The organism is Paraburkholderia bonniea (genome assembly GCF_009455625.1).
GTDB classification, from domain to species: Bacteria; Pseudomonadota; Gammaproteobacteria; order Burkholderiales; family Burkholderiaceae; genus Paraburkholderia; species Paraburkholderia bonniea.
The window spans coordinates 2,064,985-2,081,151 of record NZ_QPEQ01000001.1 but is presented as its reverse complement, the minus strand read 5'-3'; the positions used below and the strand labels follow the sequence as shown (position 1 = coordinate 2,081,151).

12 protein-coding genes are annotated in these 16,167 nt (G+C 53.5%); 11 read left to right on the top strand and 1 reads right to left on the bottom strand.

Annotated features, from left to right (window positions below):
* Positions 1–75: 75 nt before the first annotated feature.
* Entirely contained in the window at positions 76–717 is a 642-nt protein-coding gene (locus GH656_RS09025; protein ID WP_153075566.1) for a hypothetical protein, read from the top strand.
* A 602-nt stretch (positions 718–1,319) separates the two neighbouring features.
* On the opposite strand, the gene GH656_RS09020 is transcribed toward GH656_RS09025, so the two are convergent.
* On the bottom strand, positions 1,320–2,588 hold the full coding sequence (locus GH656_RS09020; protein WP_153075565.1) for a serine hydrolase domain-containing protein: 1,269 nt from the start codon (positions 2,586–2,588) through the stop codon (positions 1,320–1,322).
* Positions 2,589–2,980: 392 nt separating this feature from the next.
* Between GH656_RS09020 and GH656_RS09015 the strand changes: the two genes are divergently transcribed.
* From GH656_RS09015 to amaB, 10 genes are all read left to right on the top strand, one after another.
* Positions 2,981–4,267: a serine hydrolase domain-containing protein gene (locus GH656_RS09015; RefSeq protein ID WP_153075564.1), complete on the top strand. Its 1,287-nt coding sequence runs from the start codon at positions 2,981–2,983 to the stop codon at positions 4,265–4,267.
* A 44-nt stretch (positions 4,268–4,311) separates the two neighbouring features.
* Positions 4,312–5,595, top strand: coding sequence for a serine hydrolase domain-containing protein (locus GH656_RS09005; protein ID WP_174769721.1), 1,284 nt, complete (start codon positions 4,312–4,314; stop codon positions 5,593–5,595).
* Positions 5,596–6,167: 572 nt separating this feature from the next.
* Entirely contained in the window at positions 6,168–6,731 is a 564-nt protein-coding gene (locus GH656_RS09000) for a hypothetical protein (protein ID WP_153075561.1), read from the top strand.
* Positions 6,719–7,183 (top strand): hypothetical protein, encoded by a 465-nt coding sequence (locus GH656_RS08995; RefSeq protein WP_153075560.1) that lies wholly within the window; start codon positions 6,719–6,721, stop codon positions 7,181–7,183. Before GH656_RS09000 ends, GH656_RS08995 begins: the two co-directional genes overlap by 13 nt.
* 50 nt (positions 7,184–7,233) lie before the next feature.
* Positions 7,234–7,461 carry a hypothetical protein gene (locus GH656_RS08990; protein ID WP_153075559.1) on the top strand — a complete coding sequence of 76 codons (228 nt, stop codon included), beginning with the start codon at positions 7,234–7,236 and terminating at the stop codon, positions 7,459–7,461.
* A 1,128-nt stretch (positions 7,462–8,589) separates the two neighbouring features.
* A complete protein-coding gene (locus GH656_RS08985; RefSeq protein WP_153075558.1) occupies positions 8,590–8,772 on the top strand; it encodes a hypothetical protein in 183 nt (60 codons plus the stop codon).
* 112 nt (positions 8,773–8,884) lie between these two features.
* The gene (locus GH656_RS08980) at positions 8,885–9,655 is read left to right on the top strand and encodes a hypothetical protein (protein WP_153075557.1); all 771 of its coding nucleotides are present in this window, start codon (positions 8,885–8,887) and stop codon (positions 9,653–9,655) included.
* 294 nt (positions 9,656–9,949) lie between these two features.
* The gene (locus tag GH656_RS08975) at positions 9,950–10,729 is read left to right on the top strand and encodes a hypothetical protein (RefSeq protein ID WP_153075556.1); all 780 of its coding nucleotides are present in this window, start codon (positions 9,950–9,952) and stop codon (positions 10,727–10,729) included.
* 607 nt (positions 10,730–11,336) lie between these two features.
* A complete protein-coding gene (locus tag GH656_RS08970) occupies positions 11,337–14,315 on the top strand; it encodes a calcium-binding protein (RefSeq protein WP_153075555.1) in 2,979 nt (992 codons plus the stop codon).
* A gap of 299 nt (positions 14,316–14,614) precedes the next feature.
* Positions 14,615–16,132, top strand: a complete 1,518-nt coding sequence (amaB, locus tag GH656_RS08965; protein WP_153075554.1) for an L-piperidine-6-carboxylate dehydrogenase — start codon at positions 14,615–14,617, stop codon at positions 16,130–16,132.
* The last annotated feature ends 35 nt before the right edge of the window (positions 16,133–16,167 follow it).

The following is a 16,167-nucleotide window of genomic DNA, read 5'->3' as shown; positions in this document are numbered from 1 at the left end:
AACGAAGCGTCTATCGGAGTTACAAAATTGCCGCTGAATTAAAATTAATTTACAGAGAGGTTGAGTATGTTAGGTATGCAAGGTGTGAATAATTTGAGGTCAAATGATAATTCCGGCGTAGGTGGTTCATATCAAAACGGAAGTATTAATGATGCTGGTTTGTCTGGTGCAATCAATAATCAATCTATTAGCCTTGCCTTTGATTTGGATCAGCCGTCGCGGGCTCAGCTTGTCATTCAACTGATTTCACAAAAAACCGTCTCGTTCTGGAAGAACGTGCAGGAAGTAGTCGTACCCGTTGCAGTCGGTGCCATAGTCGGCAGTTTCGCCGGGATCACTGTCGGAATGGCGGGTGGGATTTGGCTCGGCAATCCGCCCCATGCGGCTGGGGATACTTGCAACGACGGATCAAATGTTGACCCATCGTGTTCCATTGAGTTGGCGGAAGAGCTGAATTCAGCCGTGGTTGGCACCCTGGTGGGCATGGGGGTGGGGTTGGTAGGTGGTATGACGGCAGGTTATGTCATAGGGCGGGCGCGTCTGAAGAATAAAACCAGCAGCGATATTGAAAATCCGCGCAAGAAGAATAATTCTGAGATGCAGCAATTACTCTCCTCTTCTAATAATTCTCAATATTCTTATGTCAATGGCAGTGGCAATTCTCATCCGCTGCCTGTTCCGAATATGTATGAGGTAAATCTGCTGTCGAAAATATAGAAAAATGGAAATTAAAATTCGCAATTGAGTTTTAATAAATATCAAGTCTGATTGCGGCGCTAATCGGGCTGCAATACAAGATGCAAAAATACCCGGTGAATTTCACCGGGTATTTTTGCATTATCGTCACTTTAAATACCGTGGTTTATAGCAGTTCTGCATTGACCTCAATCTCCACCTTGATGTGCGCTGCAATCAGTCATTGCCAGCCAAGCGCAGCCCATGAGCCTGGCCTTGTGAGGCTTCGGTAGCGTCCGGTCAGGACGGTTGCGGTAAGCAGCAAAGTTCACCGATTATTCAATGAAGAGAGCTGAGCTGGAGACGGAGGAACGCCGGGGGTTCCATGCTTAAAGCGCAGGAAAAAATAATCCAGAGAGTAGATGCGGCAAAAGCAGGGCAGGTCAGAGGCATCAGCCAGGTGCCAGAGAACACCGCCCCAGACGCCAGGCAAAAAAAAAGGCCCGAACAAGCATGGGCCAAAGGGGGATCACTCAGTAGCTGCCGCAAGCGGCAGATGAAACCGGATGACTACGCTGAATTAAGGCTCAACAGCGTAGTCAGGAAAACAGAACAACATGACGCATCACGACACATGACGAGATTCATGAGGCCAGCGCCGACATCGCCGGTGCAGCCGATGGCGTCTGGCCGTTAGCGATCTGCATCGAAGCATTGATGCCCACGGCGATTTGCTGCGCCAAGGCATCTGCCACATTGGCCGGACTAGTGCTGCTGGACAGATCGCTGTTGCACAGCACGATCACGCTATAACCCGCATCGAGAAAACGGTAGTGCGAGGCGCTGAACCCGGCAGCGTGGCCTGACTGGCATTCCACCTGGCCACCGCTTTGCGTCGTGGTGATGACCCAGCCCAGACCAACCGGGATCTGCGAGCCATTGTTCAGCGTGTAACGCGTGGCCATCTGTGCCTGGGTGCCAGTGCTCAGGCTGGTTTGCGCCAGCAGCGCCTGCTCCCACAGCACCATGTCGTTGAGCTTCGACTTCAGCAGCATCGAGCCCAGCGGATACAGCGCCGGGCTGGCCGGAACCCACTGGCCAGACGACAACACATAACCCGTGGCGAGGTTTGGATCAGCCAACTGGTTCGGATCTTCGTAGTCGAGCGAGGTGTTGGTCATGCCCGCTGGCACGGTCAGCATCGTGGCGACCACGTCGATATAAGCCGGGGCATACGGCTGCTGGGTGGCCGGGTTGATCGCCGCATTCGCCGGAAAATTCAGCACGCCATTGGTTTGCGCGGTCGCAGCGATCTGGCGCAGCACCAGCGAGACCAGGCCGTAACCCAGATTGCTGTACGCATAAGCGTCGCCCGGATTGCCACTCAGCGTGATACCGCTGGTGAACGTCGTGAGCGTGAGATGCGGATCACCCTGGTCTTGCTGCGCGCTGCCGAATTGCGTAGCGACGGGGAGATTGGGCAGGCCAGCGGTATGCGTCAGCAGATGACGCAGCGTGATTTGCGCCCAGCGCGGATCAGCAGGCAGGGCCGGATAGTACTGACTCAGCAGATCGTCGAAGCTGGCGAGACCCGCCTGGACGAAGGCGGCTAGCGTCGCGGCGGTAAATGGCTGGCTCAGCGAGGCAATCATGTAATGCGTCGGCATGCTCGCCGCCTTCGAACTGGCGAGATTCGCATAGCCGTACACCGCTTGCTTGAGCACCTGGCCATTGTTCTGCACCACAGCGACCGACACCGATGGCGGCGTGCCGCCCCACGACTGCATCAAATTAGCCACGAGCAGGTCAATCGCATCCGGCGCAGCCGGGCTGGAATTGCCACCGCTTCCGCCACAAGCGGCCAGCGCCGCGAGGCCGGACAGTGCGATGAAAGTGCGTCTGCTCATACCCATGATTTGCTTTTCCTTTTTTCAAGCCATGTTGAAGTGGTGAAGTGATGCCGTGCTTTTATGCGTTCTGGTTGCTGAGTAACGCTGACTTTGCTGCGGTTCCATCTGGCGTTAAATATTTCTGTTTTTTTACGCGTGGCAGCAAAAAGCGCCCTGAACGGGCCCTGCAAGTTTTTTTGCTCACACCTGGAACCAAAAATTTCAAACGGTTACTGAGGACGTGAAACCGCTTGACATGATGCGGATTGAATACGGTCAGGCTTGATTTAAGGCGGCTTTAAAGCGCTAACCACTGCGCCGTCGCGTGCCAATGTGGCTAATGCAGTGAAAGAAGCGGTGAAAGAAGCCAGAGACCAGCTTGCCGCTAACCGGAAAGATTGACGGGGAACCACGATATGACCACGCAGCTCATCAACCGACGCAATTTCATCGCACTCGCTGGCGCAGCAACGCTGTCCGCGTGCGGTGGCGGCTCGAACGGGCTCACGCCCACCCCCACGCCGACACCAACCCCCACGCCAACGCCTACCCCCACGCCAACGCCTACCCCGACACCCACGCCGACGCCTACACCCACACCTCCCGGCCCCACCGCGCAGTCAATACAAGTTGACGCCTATGTCGCGCGCAAGATGCGGCAATGGGATTTGCCGTCAACCCAGGTGGCGGTTTTGCAAAATGGCGTGCTGCAGCAGCAATCCACTTACGGTTTTAGTTCGATCAATCCCAACGTGGTGTCGACCTTTACGACGACCTACCTGCTGGCTTCGCTGACCAAGCAGTTCACCGCCTCAGCAATCATGGTGCTGCAGCAAAACGGCTTGCTTTCAGTGCGTGATCCGCTGGAGTACTACTTCCGCACGCTGCCCTCCGACAAGCGCTGGAAAGAAATTACGCTGTACCAACTGCTCACCCATACCTCGGGCCTCGCTTCCGATCTCGGCTATCCACCCGAACCTCCCGCTACCTCAGTGCAAAACAGCGGCGATCCTGGAGTGACGGTTGCCTCGCTGACGCAGACGGCCTTCGTGAACGATCCCGGCGTGGCCTACAACTACAGCAACAGCGGCTACGGCTTGCTGTCGATGGTGCTGCGCCAGGCCGCTGCCGCCGCACCTGCCGGGATGTTCCCCGTCAATCCCAAAGGTTTTCAGCCAACGTATGAAGACATCATTCACACGCTGCTGACCAGCAAAGCGGGCATGACCAATACCAACGTGGACTTCGAGACCACCGGCGCGAGCCGCGACCCGAATCTGGCCACGGGCTATCAGCAAAATGGTTCGGCCTGGGTACCCGCAACACCGCTGGCCTATCCGATTGGCGCGACCTTCATCAAGACGCTATTGAGCGACATGATTCTCTGGGAACAGGCGCTGCTGGGCAGCAACGTGCTGAGCAACACCAGCAAAGCGCAGATGTGGTACCCGTCCTCGCTCTCAAGCGGCGCTTACTGGCCCTATGGCTTTGGCTGGGCCGTGGGGCAAACCGCCAACGGCCAGCGCGCGGTGTGGCACAACGGCCTGGCGCTCGGCTTCAACTCGGCGTTTTACCGTTATCTCGACGCGGGCTATGCGGTGATCGTGCTGCTCAACGCGGAAAACAACCCCACCGGCGACACCATGGCCGACGAACTAGCGATGAATATCGCCAAGCTCTACAACCCGAGCCTGGCGTTTTAGGTAGCCGTTCCAATTTCAATTCCAATTCCACTGGAACTTATCTGATGCCTGATCATTTGCTCAATCGCCGCAGTTTTATCGCGCTGGCCGGAAGTGCCGCGTTGTCGGCCTGTGGCGGTGGCGGGGTCGACGTACCTGGCTTGACCCCGACACCCACGCCTACACCTACACCCACTCCGACGCCTACGCCTACGCCCATCCCAACACCCATCCCGACCCCAACGCCGCCTGCGCCCACGCTGCAGTCACAGCAAGTCGACGCTTACGTGACACGGATGCTGCGGCAATGGAACATTCCATCGGCCCAGGTGGCCGTGCTGCAAAACGGTGTGCTGCTGCAGCAATCGACGTATGGCTACCGCTCGGTTAATCCCAACGTGGTGTCGACCTTTGCGACGACCTATCTGCTGGCTTCGCTGACCAAGCAGTTCACCGCCTCAGCAATCATGGTGCTGCAGCAAAACGGCTTGCTTTCGGTCAACCAGCGGCTGAGTGATTTTTTCCCCAATCTGCCCGCCGACAAACGCTGGAAAGAGATCACCCTGCGCCAATTGCTGACGCACACAGCAGGCCTCGCACACGACCAGCCCGCACCAGGGCCGCCACCGACCGCCGAGCAAAACAGTGGCGACCCAGCGCTCACCATGCAGTCATTGACCACGGTCCAGTTCGATAACGATCCGGGCGTGGCCTATGGCTACAGCAATACCGGCTACGGCATTCTGGCGATGGTGCTGCGCCAGGCCGCAGCGGCCGCGCCAACCGGCACGTTCCCGCCGAATCCGAAGGGTTTTCAGCCCAGCTACAGCGACCTGATTCACAGCTTGCTGACGAGCAAGGCGGGCATGACAAACACCAGCGTGGACTTTGAAAGCACCGGCCCGGAACAAGACCCGAATCTGGCTCAAGGCTATCAATGGAACGGCACTCGCTGGGCCCCGGCCACACCCTGGCCATATCCGATTGGCGCGACCTTTCTCAAGACGCAACTGAGCGACATGATCCTGTGGGAGCTGGCGCTAGAGGGCGAGACAGTACTTACCAGCGCCAGCAAGTCGCAGATGTGGTGGTTTGCCCCGCTATCGAACGGCACGTATTCGTCCTACGGCTTTGGCTGGGACCTTGGCATGACCGCAAACGGACAACAGGCGCTCTGGCATGACGGCATCGCGCTCGGTTTTAATTCGGCGTTCTATCGTTTTCCCGATACAGGCTATGCGGTGATCGTGCTGACAAACGCCGAGGGCATCCTGGCGGATAACAACAGCATGGCCGATCAACTGGCGAATAACATTGCGGTGATTTACAACTCGAGCCTGGCTTTTTGAGGGAGGGTTGAGCAGGTTGGTTGTTGTTGTTGTTGTTGTTGTTGTTGTTGTTGTTTAACGCCCCCTGGCGCGCCGTTGCGGTGCGTCAGGGGGCGTTTTGTTTGTGCGTTGCTTGTACGTTGTACGGGTTGCTTTTCTGGCATCAGGTGTGGTGACCACCGAATCACTGACGGCGCAGCAGGGCAAGCGCTGGATCAGACAAAGATTTTGGGTCGCGTATGTAAATCCACTGCCGGACATATTGAAAGCGATATGGTGTTTATCTAGCGATTTATATGCCGCCAAATAATGAGATGAATATATCCAATAAAATCATCGTCGTAGCAAAAAAATAGAAATTAACTGGCGCGCGAGTGATTTGTAAAAATATGTCAATTCTGGTTTTGGGTATTGAAAAATAAATTGGCTGTGTGATACTTGCGCCCCGAACCTGAAAAAAATTGATGAGGCGTAAATCAATCTGCTATCGCTAATGGCAGATTGAGAAATCCGTCAATTTTATATGGAAAAGATAAAAATTCAACCTCGCCGGTGATTTTTTAAAGATCGCTAGTCACTCTGGGAAGCTGCTTATGAAAAATAAACAAGATAAAAAAATGTATTCTATATTTATGCCTGTTATTCCCATAGGCATAGGTCGATTTTTATTTTTCTTGATGTTTTTTGGATTAATGCTGGTGGCAATTTTAACTCCGGCCGTAAACCAAAATAATTTCGGTCTGGTTGGTGATCTGTGCTCAGTCGGACATCGCATTCCAATGGTTCGGTCATTAATTTTCGGCAATCGTTACCCCTGCACATTATCAGCTAGTTACGGGCTTGCAGTATTTTTGGGATTTTATATGAGCTTGATTGTGTGCTTTACAAAAATGAAAGATTCAATTAAATATCAAGACATATTATATGCAAGTCGGGGAAAAAAGTTGGCATTGACATTTGTCATAGTCTTATTTTTGGGTGGAACGTGGCTGTTTGGGTCGCCGCCCCCAACCAAAGGGATAATGGGAATATTTACCTCCAACCGGGTAATGATTGCCATTGGTGCGCCTCTCTTTTACGGCGCTCACGTCATGGTTTGGACAACCTTGTTTTTAATGATCAAACTGCAACTCAGAGGTGAAGAATGGAAGCGCTAACAAAATCCGATTTTGTCGAAATGCAAGAGAAGCTGGCAACCAGCGCATCTGATATCTGGACAGTAATCTCCAGTGAAATTACGACATCGCTGCAATGGTCATCCCAAAAAAGTACAGACCTGGCAGATAAATACGAGCAGCTTGGCCGGAAAATGGCAAATCAGGCAAGCCGGCTTTCTTATCATTTAATGAATTTGGGTGATGGCGGGGGGACGATTGCGCAGCAAAAGAATTTTCATGCAGTGAGTCAATCTATTTCCAATAATTTAGAAAAACTAAGGCAAGGCAGTATCGAGGGTTATAGAAATTATGGAAAGGCGATAGCCAATGCCGCACGATTCTCTAAATATGCGAAAGGCGTAGTGGCAGTCGGGGCGTTAGTTGATGGTTTAACACTAGGGAACGCAGTCATTAATGCGCAGAGAACGGGCTCGCCGCCATCGCTCTTCTGATTCTTGAGCTGAACGGCGACGGTATCCACACCACCAGCGACGGCTTTCTCGTGTTCGACAGGGACAGCAATGACGCTATCGACACTGGTAACAAACTCTTCAGCAACTTCACCCGGCTCGCCAACGGCACGCTCGCCGCGAACGGCTTCCAGACACTGCACGAATTCGACAGCAACAAAGATGGCGTGATCGACCAAAACGACGCGATCTGGTCTGGAAAACAAAAAGCTTTATCAAGCACTTTAATGACGCGAAATATTCTTAATAATTATTTATGACTTGAGACAAGTCTTAATGGAGATTGGTCATTCCGCAGGGACATTGTTGAATTTATGTAAATTCTCCAATCTCAATTTAAATTTAATTGTCCGAGCAAAAAGCTTTGTGTAAATTTTCGAGCTTCCAGTAATTATCTGATTTGGAAAAATTTCCGGACGGAGACGAATTTGGTCAAAAAAATATTTTATAGCGTTGTTTGCACCCTCTTCTTGATACTGCTTGTATCAGCATCGCTGGAAGTGATTTTTTTCAAATTGCCAGAGCGAAACTCGATAATAGTATCAGAAGGCCCTGCTAAATTTATTTCTAACCGCGGAGGAGCCAGCTTGCGAATTAAAATAGGGAAAAATACAAACTCTTTACTTGCGCAAACACTTTTTTAAGCTATTTGCAGACGGGAATATGCCCTCTTAAGGAGAGCGAGATAAACAAAATAAAAAATTCAAAAGTCGAGGTTGGCTGGTACACGCAAAATAGGTGGCCAGTTACCTCATCGGATAAACAAATTTATTTTATTAAAAAAATAACGAGAAAATTTTAAAGTACGAAAAAATGGAAAGTTTTTATAAAAAAGAAAACAATCCATCGCTGGCAATTCAGTTCATTGTTTTTGAGGTGGTCGGGTATTTTTTATTATGAGGAAAATTTTTAAATAAAATTTGATTTTTTATTCAGAGATGACGGTGCCTCTAAATCATTAGCGGAGTCTATTTTTATTGGCCCTTGATGAATAGGCAATGATTCACTCGCAACTCCAGGTGAGGGGAGTGTCGGTGAAGAAACAGGAGAGGTTAAATGAAGCAGTTAAACAACCACTGGAGCGAGATAACCCATGATCGAAAAAATATTCTGTAGCTTTATGCTGACCGGCCTTTTTTTGTTTTTGGTTTCTGGATCTCTGGAAGTGTTTTTTTCAAGATTCCAGAGAAACATGAAATTTCGACAATTACAGGACTGGCAAAATTTAAGCAAATTAAGTCAGGGGAGGATGTTTTAATTGTAAAGCAAAATGGCAAGAAAAAAATTCTGGGCTGCGAGGTCACTTCATTAATTTTGTCGAGAGGGGGACGTTGTCCTTTTTTAAAAGGGCAACGAGAGCAAATAGTAAATACGGAAATTGAGGCCGGATGGGCCCGGCAAAAATCTTTTTCCGCATCATCGACCATGCAAATTTATTACATAAAACAAGATGGCAATTATATATTGAGCCCGTCAAAAATGCTGAACTTTTACAAAGAAAAAAAGAATCCAGTGCTATTCATCGAGTTGCTGATTTTTTCTACTCTGGTTTACATCGTGATGATGGTTAGAATTTTCAAATAACCATTGTTATTTTTACTCTACAAAGGAGAGCGTATGTCTAATTCTGCAGTTGAATATATTTCGATTGACTTGGGGTAAATAGAAAATGGTGCAAACGTAATGCGGGCCGGGAAGAATGTCGGTCAGCTTATTGAGGCAAACAATAATAAACGTGACACTGCTATTTCCACCGCACAACTCGTCGAAGGTTTCCTCGGCTCAATCAACAAATCAATCCGTCCATTAGCAACCAAATACGGCCCCGTCCCCTGGGTCGGCGCGGCATTATCTGCGGCAGCACTAGTCAACGACGCCAGCAAAATCACCACTCAAATAAGCGAAGGCAAAGTCAAAAAAAGCGACATCTACGCCGCGATCAGCGATGCCTGCGCCTTACTCGGCCAGGGCATGCTGGCCCTCGCGGGCCTCGCCACACTGGCCGCACCCGCCGCGCTACTGCTTCTTGCTACGCCTTGCTGCTGTCGGAGCCGTTCTAGTGGCAGCCAGCATTGGCCTGAGCGTGGCCTCGGCATTTGCCGGAGAGGGCACTGTCGCGGTTACGCCAGAGTGCTGAATGCAGCCGACGTCATGATGAGCAAGCTCGGTGCCAGCGTGGCGGAAGGCGTGCTGAAACTCGCGGAAGGCTCGGCACCGCGCGAAGTCCTGCGGCAAGTGGCGGCGGCCCCGATTACCGCTGCGCAGCATGCATTAATCGAGCCGTTTATGAAGGCATGGGTCGCAACAACATCGGGCATGACGACCATCGAATCGCTGATAGCGCAGGGCAAGCGCTGGATCAGACAAAGATTTTGGGTCGCGTATGTAAATCCACTGCCGGACATATTGAAAGCGATATGGTGTTTATCTAGCGATTTATATGCCGCCAAATAATGAGATGAATATGTCCAATAAAATCATAAGCGTAGCAAAAAAATAGAAATTAACTGGCGCGCGAGTGATTTGTAAAAATATGTCAATTCTGGTTTTGGGTATTGAAAAATAAATTGGCTGTGTGATACTTGCGCCCCGAACCTGAAAGAAATTGATGGGTTGAGATTAATCTCTCTTCGGCGAAATCAACGGCACACTAAATAAATTAATCTCAATTTCGCATTGGATTTTGTGCGGCTTGAGATATTACTTATGAGTATTGCGGGTGTATCCCTATACACCGGAGAGACTGAAATGAAAAAAATTCTGATAGGCATTGGCTTGGCAGCCGTGATTTTTTGGGCCGGGTGCTTGAGAGAGGGCAACAAAAAGCCAGCGGAACCCGGGATAGGAAGTATGAATGGTGTGAGGCTGGTGATTCCTGCGGATTATCGGTTTTTTATGATTCAGTATGAGGGGGACCGGATATGGGCTAATCCTCCGGTTCGCCATCCACCAGGCCCAGATGTCCCTATCGTGGAATTCACACTTTTACTTCATTATCCAGATTTTTCTCCATTAAATAGATCAAACCAGGCTAGTTGGTTAGGGATTAAAGGAAGTAAAGCTAAAAATGATGAGTGGATAGTTGTTGGCGTTGAGCCAGATGAGCAGACAGAGAAAGATCCATCGGTGTGGTTCCCTAAAATGATCGGTCGATTTTTAGATGGAGAAAACACGGAGGTGCAGCCCGAATTGTTTTTTGGACTGGTAAGTGAAAAAGGAAAAAAAATTATCGATTCCGAAGAGAGGTCGGGGGAGAAAGAGTATTTTTATGATCCGGGTAAAACTATTGCTTACATTGAATGTAATAAATATGCCGTGGCCTCCTGTAAGCACTGGTTTGCCATTTCGGAAATCAAGGCAATTGTCAAGATTAGATATTCAAAGAATAACTTAAAGGACTGGAGAAAAATACAGGAAAAAATAACTGGCATGATTGCTTCGTTTGAAAATGGAAAAACTGAAAAGGAGATCGTCAATGAGAACAGTATCGTTGCTTACGCTAGTGCAGCTAAAAAATCTGGTCGCTGAAGGAAGGGTTGCCGAAGCATATGATTACCTGGCCGCCAGAGGATACGACTACGCACGATTGGCGCAAGGGGTAAATAAGGAAAATACGGTCAGCGGGACCGCTGCACTTCAGTTTCTTCAAGTTTCGGCAAAAGAATCTGGGCGTGAATTGAGCAAGGACGAATTAAGGTCAATAAAATCATCACTGGCTAAAGCGTATATTGACTCCCTGATTAATCAGGCAAAATATTCTGAGCTCGGCATGGCAAGCAGAGAAATAAATTCAAGTGAAGCGTGGGATATGCACAATACCGTATTTCAGGCGCACGGCATAGAAAATGATGCCTGGACCTTAAACACTCCATTTTCGGTGTTAAGCGAAGATAACCGCGAAAAATTATGGAAACAGATCTTAAAATCGGATGGAAGTATTTCTGGTGACAGGGAGGCGGTAGTTACATTAATGGAGTCGATGGCGCTGGCGTCCCGAGACGCAACTCAGGCTAAAGATTTTGACAAGCTTTTCCAGATTGGAAGCTGGATTGGCCGAATAATTAATCCGGATGTTTTAACAAATATCAGCGAAATAGCAGCGCTGACTGTCACAGGGAGAAATAACGGGGCAGATATGTCAGGCCGAACCGGCATCATGACGCTAGACAAATTAATTAAATTGATTCGCAATTCAAACAGCATTGAAGATTTTTTTAAAAAATACATCCAGGCCCTCGCCGCCATCGACCCCCTAATCCTCGACCTAAACGGCGACGGCATCCACACCACCGGCGTCGACCAGTCCACCGCCCACTTCGATTTCACTGGCGAAGGCCACCGCACCCACACCGGCTGGATCACCACCGGCGACGGCTTTCTCGTGCTTGACCGGGACAGCAACGGCGCCATCGACACCGGCCACGAACTCTTCAGCAACTTCACCAAACTTGCCAACGGCACACTCGCCGCGAACGGCTTCCAGGCGCTACGCGAATTCGACAGCAACAAAGATGGCGTGATCGACGCAAACGACGCGATCTGGTCCTCACTCAAAATCTGGCGCGACCGCAACGGCGATGGCGCGACCCAGCAGGGCGAACTGCTCAGCCTCACCGAACTCGGCATCCTCTCGATCAATTTGAGTAAAGAAGAATCCTTCCGCCTCCTCGACAACGGCAACCTCGTACGCGGCGAAGGCAGCTTCGTGCAGCTCGTCGACGGCAAGGAAGTCGTGCGCGAGATCCAGGAAATCTGGTTTGGCCAGGACACGCTGCACCAGAAATTCACCACCACCATCGCGCTGCGCGATGACGTCGTTGCGTTGCCGTTCGTGCTGGGCGCGGGCAACGTGCGCGACCTGTGGCAAGCCGCGAGCATGGACACCGCCGAAGGCGCAGCCCTGCGCGAAGTCCTGCGGCAAGTAGCCGCCGCCCCGACCACCGCCGCACAGCACGCATTAATCGAGCCGCTTCTGAAAGCATGGGTGGCGACATCCGGCATGACAACCACCGAACTGCTGGCGGCACAGGGCAAACGCTGGATCACCGTGATGGACAGCCGCATCTGGCTGGGCCGTCTTGCGGTGCTTGAAAAAATGGCCGGCACGATGCTTAACGCGGGCGGTGGGAACGGCCTCGGCGCGGTGGTGCTGCAGGGCGCGCGTGGCGAGCAGGTGAGCGCTGCCTGGGACACGCTGGTGCACACCGTGTACACGATCATCGCCGCGCAAACCACATGGAAGCCCTACCTCGATGCAATCAACTACACCGTCGATTCAAAGGATCCCGCAGGCCAACTCCGCACGGATTTCAGCGCGATGGTGGCGCTGCTGCAAGCAGCGCAAAGCCGGGTAGGCACGGTTGAAGTTGCCGTGCTGATGACGGAGCTGATTCATCAGTACGGTGCGGACTGGCGCGTGACGGGGTTCTTCCTCGAGCGGGAGCTGCAACGCTACGTCAGCGTCAACGATTCCCCCGCGCTGCGCGACGCGCTCAAGGCTATCGGCGTGTACTACGGCGCGGGCGAAGTGGAAGGCAGCAGCGGCGCGGACATCCTGCTGGCGCAGGCGGGCACCCGCGAACTGATTGGTGGCGCGGGGAATGACGTGCTACTGGGCACCAGCGGCAACGAGATCCTGTATGGCGGCACGGGCAGCGACACGTATTTCTTTGGCCGCCACTCGGGCGACGACACGATCTGCGACGGGTACGACTTCTACGATGACGACCGGGACGTGCTGGTTTTAGACGCCGGCGTGCTGCCGGAAGACGTCAGCGTCAAACGCGATGGCCGCAGCGATGATTTGCTGGTGACGATCAAGGGCGCGACGAACGTGCTGCGGATCAAGGACCAGCTACGCCAGTCCGGCACGACGTTTATCCGGGCGATTGAGCAGTTCCGCTTCGCCAACGGCACGACCTGGAGCAAACACGAGATCGCGTTGATGACGCTAAAAAGCACCTCAGGTGATGACGTTATTCAGGGCTTTGAAGGCGATGACCTGATCGACGGTGGTGCGGGTGATGACAAGCTCTACGGTGACAAGGGCAGCGACACCTACCTCTTTGGCAGAAACTCGGGCAACGACACCATCTACGAATCTAGCGACTTCACCAACCAGGACATCGACACAGTGAAGTTCGATGCTGACGTTCGTCCGGAAGACGTGAGCGTCAAACGCGATGGCCGCAGCGACGACCTGCTGGTGACGATCAAGGGCGCGACGAACGTGCTGCGGATCAAGGACCAGCTACGCCAGCATGAGAAAAACTTCTTCGCCGCCATTGAGCGCTTCCAGTTCGCTAACGGCACAACCTGGAACAAAAACGAAGTCGCGTTAATGACGCTAAAAAGCACCCCAGGTGACGACCTTCTAATCGGCTTCAACGGCGACGACACCCTCGACGGTGGCTCCGGCACCAACACCCTCGCAGGCGGCGCAGGCAACGACACCTACCTCCACGGCCGCCGTTCAGGCCATAACACGATTGAAGAAGGCTACGACTTCGACAAGCGCTACATCGACGTGGTGCGCTTCGACGCCGACATCCGTCCGCAGGACCTCACCGTCAGCCGCGAGCTATACACCAGCAACATCGTGATCAAGATTGACGGCTCGCATACCGAACTCAGAATCATCGATCAACTGGTCCAGCACAACGACGAGTACGTCAAAGGCATCGAACAGTTCGTCTTCGCGGACGGCACGATCTGGGACAAACAGACAATCGCCGAGAAATCCGCACGCACGCCGCAAATCAGAAGCCTGATGGGTTGGGCCGCAGGAGAGAACGCGCACCTGCACGATCCGATTGGCCACATGTGGAAGAAGTACTACGCGGCAGGCGGGAAGCGCGCAGGCGAAGAGTCGTTTTATGCCGACGGCACTGCACCGCTGCCGTGGAGTTCGCGCAAGTCGCCGGGGATTGCGGGCAACAGGCTGGCAAACCCAGCGGTAATTTCGCCTGCCATGACCGAGATTGAACGTCAGGACGAGGCTTTTTATCAGGCGATGATTAGTGGTTACGCGAAATCATCGGCCACTACCACCCAATCACAACCCAACCGTGATTCAGGGCTTTTCGCGCAGCCGTTGATTGCGGTGAATGTTTAACGAAATAAACCAAAGACTGGTTTGAAACGATCCCCCCGGCGCGCCGTTGCTGTGAACTGCGCGCCAAGAGGGGGCGTTTCGCATTACCCGCAGATTGCCCAGGCATCAGATGCGACTTCCCCCCCCCAAGCCCCCAAAACAATCCCAAAAAAGACCCTCTCCCCCGTAAACGAAGCCTCCCCCTGAGCTCGCTTGTCGCCAAAAAACCCGGCCTGTATAGTTTTCGGCCGCACTTCGCGTTTCTGGCTGGACTTTCACGGACCTTAAAAGGATCACGCATGAACGCTTCGGGATCACGCATGTCTGCTTCAGACACTCGCCTTAACCCCTCAACGCTCCTCGCTGAGCTTGGCCTGAGCGCCATTACGCAGACCGGCACGGCGGTGCATTCACCGGTGGATGGCGCGTGCCTCGGGCATGTCACTGACGCCACCGCGCCTCAGGTTGAGGCCGCGCTGCTCCAGGCGCAGCAGGCGTTTGCCGCATGGCGCGAGGTGCCCGCGCCACGCCGGGGCGAACTGGTGCGCTTGCTGGGCAACCGGCTGCGCGAGCAAAAGCAGGCGCTTGGCAGCCTGATTACGCTCGAAACCGGCAAGATCCTCCAGGAAGGATTGGGCGAAGTGCAGGAAATGATTGATATCTGCGACTTCGCGGTGGGTTTGTCGCGTCAGCTTTACGGCCTGACCATCGTCTCCGAGCGGCCTGGCCACCGGATGGCTGAAAACTGGCATCCGCTGGGCGTTTGCGCGGTGATTTCAGCATTTAATTTTCCGGCTGCGGTGTGGTCGTGGAATGCCGCGCTGGCGCTGGTCTGTGGCAACGCCGTGATCTGGAAGCCTTCGGAGAAAGCCTCGCTTACCGCGCTCGCGGTCAACCAGATCCTGCAAGAAGCGCTCGCGGCGTTTGGTGATGCGCCCGCTGGGCTCACGGCGTTGCTGAACGGTGGCCGTGAAATTGGCGCGCAACTGGTCGCGGATCCTCGGGTGGCGTTGGTTAGTGCCACGGGCAGCACCGCGATGGGCCGCACGGTAGGGGTCGAAGTGGCGCGCCGCTTTGGCCGCTCATTGCTGGAGCTGGGCGGCAACAACGCGGGCATCGTCAGCCCGAGCGCCGATCAGGCGCTGGCGTTGCGCGGCATCGTGTTTTCGGCCGTCGGCACGGCGGGCCAGCGCTGCACTTCGCTGCGCCGTCTGCTGGTGCACGACAGCGTGTATGCCAGCACCGTCGCGCGTCTGAAAGAGGCCTACGCCCGCGTGCCGGTGGGGCATCCGCTGGAAGCGGGCACCTTGATGGGGCCACTGATCGACGCGGCTGCGTTCGAGCGCATGCAAGCCGCACTCGATGAGGCGCGCGCGCAAGGCGGCACGGTGCATGGCGGCGAACGTGTGAGCGTGGCAGGGCTGGAGGGGGGCTATTACGTGCGTCCGGCGCTGGTCGAAATGCCTGCGCAAACCGCCGTGGTACTGACTGAAACCTTCGCGCCGATTCTGTATGTGCTGCGCTACCAGCACTTCGACGAGGCGCTGGCCGCGAACAACGCTGCAGCGCATGGGTTGTCATCGTGTGTCTTCACGCTGAACCTGCGCGAGGCGGAGCAGTTTATGTCCGCTGCGGGCAGCGACTGCGGCATCGCCAACGTCAATATCGGGCCGAGTGGCGCGGAGATTGGCGGGGCCTTTGGCGGTGAAAAAGAAACGGGCGGCGGCCGTGAATCCGGCTCAGATGCGTGGAAGGCTTATATGCGCCGCGCGACCAACACGGTCAACTTCTCGAACGCGCTGCCTTTGGCACAGGGGATTGATTTCAACCTGAACTAGGGCGTGGTGCTCAGGCGCGCCGGGCTCCAGACGGG